Origin of the sequence: Intestinibacter sp., assembly GCF_051866655.1 — a bacterium.
GTDB lineage: Bacteria > Bacillota > Clostridia > Peptostreptococcales > Peptostreptococcaceae > Intestinibacter.
The window spans coordinates 1-3,315 of record NZ_JBJDXL010000355.1 but is presented as its reverse complement, the minus strand read 5'-3'; the positions used below and the strand labels follow the sequence as shown (position 1 = coordinate 3,315).

4 protein-coding genes are annotated in these 3,315 nt (G+C 33.5%); all 4 read left to right on the top strand.

The genetic code is table 11. From position 1 onward, the window contains the following. The coding region (locus ACI3VO_RS10620; RefSeq protein ID WP_439757898.1) for a glucuronate isomerase at window positions 1-597 on the top strand (597 nt) is incomplete at its 5' end. 30 nt (window positions 598-627) lie between these two features. Then, window positions 628-1,275: a bifunctional 2-keto-4-hydroxyglutarate aldolase/2-keto-3-deoxy-6-phosphogluconate aldolase gene (locus tag ACI3VO_RS10615; RefSeq protein ID WP_439757897.1), complete on the top strand. Its 648-nt coding sequence runs from the start codon at window positions 628-630 to the stop codon at window positions 1,273-1,275. Further along, window positions 1,256-2,281, top strand: a complete 1,026-nt coding sequence (locus ACI3VO_RS10610; protein ID WP_439757896.1) for a PfkB family carbohydrate kinase — start codon at window positions 1,256-1,258, stop codon at window positions 2,279-2,281. Before ACI3VO_RS10615 ends, ACI3VO_RS10610 begins: the two co-directional genes overlap by 20 nt. Before the next feature lie 226 nt (window positions 2,282-2,507). Then, a partial coding sequence (locus tag ACI3VO_RS10605) for a hypothetical protein (RefSeq protein ID WP_439757895.1) occupies window positions 2,508-3,315 on the top strand: 808 nt, incomplete at its 3' end.

Sequence of the window (3,315 nt, the reverse complement as noted above, 5' to 3'; positions counted from 1 at the left end):
ACTGAAGAATTACAATTCAAGACAGCGTGTATGTTATATGTAGGTGGAGAATACAGTCGTCTAGGATGGGCTATGCAGCTACACTTCGGTGTTACTAGAGATAATAACACAAAGATGTTTAATAGATTAGGTGTAGATACAGGATTCGATGGAATATACAACAGAGTATCAATCGATCAATTATCATCTTATCTTGACGCATTAAACAAAGAGGACAAGCTTCCAAAAACTATACTGTACAGCTTAAATCCAGTTGACAACGCAGCTATAGGAGTACTAATAGGATGCTTCCAAGAGGCTGGTGTTTGTGGAAAAATACAACAGGGCTCAGCATGGTGGTTCAACGATCACAAGGCAGGTATGATAGAGCAAATGACTTCATTAGCAAACTTGAGTTTATTAGGAAACTTTATAGGAATGCTAACTGATTCAAGAAGCTTCTTATCGTACACTAGACATGAGTACTTCAGAAGAATAATGTGCGAATTAATCGGTGGATGGGTAGCAAACGGCGAATATCCAAATGACGATAGAACATTAGAAAAGATGATTAAAAACATTTCTCATGACAACGCGTTAAATTACTTCGGATTTTAATTTAAATTTTAAGACTAAGGGAGAACAGACATGATAAAAATAAATACATTAAAAGCATTAAAAGACTGTGGTGTAGTAGCAGTAGTTCGTGGAGACTCTAAAGAGGTTGGAGTTGAAATATCAAAGGCGTGCGTAAAAGGTGGAGTAAAGGCTATAGAGGTTGCTTACACAAACAAATTCGCAAACGACATAATAAGAGAAGTAAGCGAAATATATGCAGGACAAGACGATGTAGTAATAGGTGCAGGAACTGTTTTAGATGCAGAAACTGCTAGAAGTGCGATGCTTGCTGGAGCAAAATATATAGTATCACCTGCATTTGATGCAGAAACTGCTAAAATATGCAACAGATACAAGGTTCCATATTTACCAGGAGTTATGACTATAAACGAAATAATATCTGCACACGAAGCTGGCGTTGATTTCGTAAAATTATTCCCAGGAAGTGCATTTGGTCAAGGCTACGTGAAAGCTATAAAAGGTCCGCTTCCGTATGCAAACATAATGGTAACTGGTGGAGTTAATATAGATAACTTAGATTCTTGGATAAAAGCAGGAGTAGATGCAGTTGGAATCGGAGGAGAATTAAACAAGCTTGGCGAAGAAGGAAAATTCGACGAGATAACTTCAATATGTGAAGGCTATATAGCTAAATTAAATGAAGCTAGAGGGTGCTAACATGAAGGTTGCTGGATTTGGAGAAATAATGCTTAGACTTTCGACTGATGTTGGAAATATGATTTCTCAAAGTAATTCCTTCAATGTCCACTACGGTGGAGGAGAGGCTAATGTGATGATTTCTCTATCGAACTTTGGAATTGACACTAAGATGATAACTTCAGTTTCAAATGACGACATAGGAAAAAGCATATTGAGATATCTTAGAAGCTACGATGTAGATACGAAGTTTGTGACTAAAAGCGATCATAGAACAGGAATATATTATCTACAAGTAGGAAGTGGCATAAGAGCATCAAAGGTAATTTACGACAGAGATAACTCTGCATTTTGCAACATGAAGATAGGAGATATCGATATAGAAAAGGCTCTAGAGGATGTAGATGTATTCCATTTTTCTGGGATAACATTGGCGCTTTCTAATGATCTTAGAGAGTTACTTATGCAAATGCTAGAATACTGCAAAAATAACGGTATAATGGTAAGCTACGACTCAAATTACAGAGCGAAATTGTGGACTTTAGAAGAAGCTAGAGAGGCTACTTTAAAAGTTCTACCATATGTCGACATACTATCAGCAGGTATATTAGATGCAGAAAACATACTACTTATGAACTGCGAATCAGAAGACAAGCACGAAAAATTAAAATACTACTACGATGAGATAAGCAAAACTTACCCTAATATAAAACACATATTCTCATCACATAGAGAGATAGAGTCCTCTTCAGTAAATAAACTACAATGCAACTACTATACTGACGGAATACTGTATTTATCTAACAAAATAAACATAGACAGTATAGTGGATAGAGTAGGTGGAGGAGATAGTTTAAGCGCTGGGATAATCTACTCTATTATAAATAAAAAAGACCCAAAATACGTATGCGAATTTGCGACATGCGCATCTGCACTTAAGCATAGTATCCAAGGAGATGCTAACTTAGTGGAGCTTGGAGATGTCGAGAAGCTTATGTATGAGGGTGTTGGAAAAATTTCTAGATAAAAACATATTAAAAAACTTGATTTTTCATATAACGTATTGTATAAGATAATTATGGATATATATTTTCTTCCTTCTAGTAGGAATATAAAGCCAACCAGCTCAAAGAATGAATTTAGAAAATATAGTTGCCATAAAAGATAAAGCTATAGTTACTATTTATCATAATTTATTAAATGATAAAAATTTTAAACTATAGCTTTTCTTGTTTAATTAAGGAGAAATCATTATGAAAAATCTAGATGTAAATAAAGTAATCTTGAGAAGAAAACAACAAATTCTATTATCGGATATCGCCGATGCACAATTCAATAAAAATTTAAAACCGTACATATCTGTATTAAACAGCAATTTAATGCAATTAGGATATAAATTATCCTACAAGCTGATGAATCATTTGATGATGACAACAGAAGAATATATATTAGAGGTACAAGATTTTTTAATAGACAACATAAACAAGATGATAGGAAATGCAGAAAATATGAACCCTCTATTTCCTAATTTTCCTGAGACAGTATTATCTATGAACTTTGTAGATACAATAATATTCAACATTATATATGCAGAGTTGGAATTTGATAGAGAAAAATTCAACAAGGTATTGGAAGTGTTTGGCATAGTTGAAAATGAAATCAAAGACGAAGCAAAGCGAATAAATACGAAATTAAAGCCTATAGATATAGCCTTTCCAGAAGATATAAATAATTTAACTAAAAACATAATCAACGCAAAAACAGCCTACAGTGAGCAGGACAGAGAAGATTTAGATATTTTATTTGACTACAATTATTCTAATATAAAAGCTATGTTGCCAGAAGCTATTTCATTTAAAGAAAATATGGTCTACATAGCTAAGTTACTATTGAACAAAGGTGTTAATACACAGGAATTTGCTCATTTATTTAAGACATACACAGATGTGTTGAGATTAGCTGTAGCACTATCAGAGGGAGACATATCATTAGCAGAAAATACATATTTCAAAAATTTCAAGCGAAAAGAGAGAAAAATGATATTAGAGCTATTCAATAGCT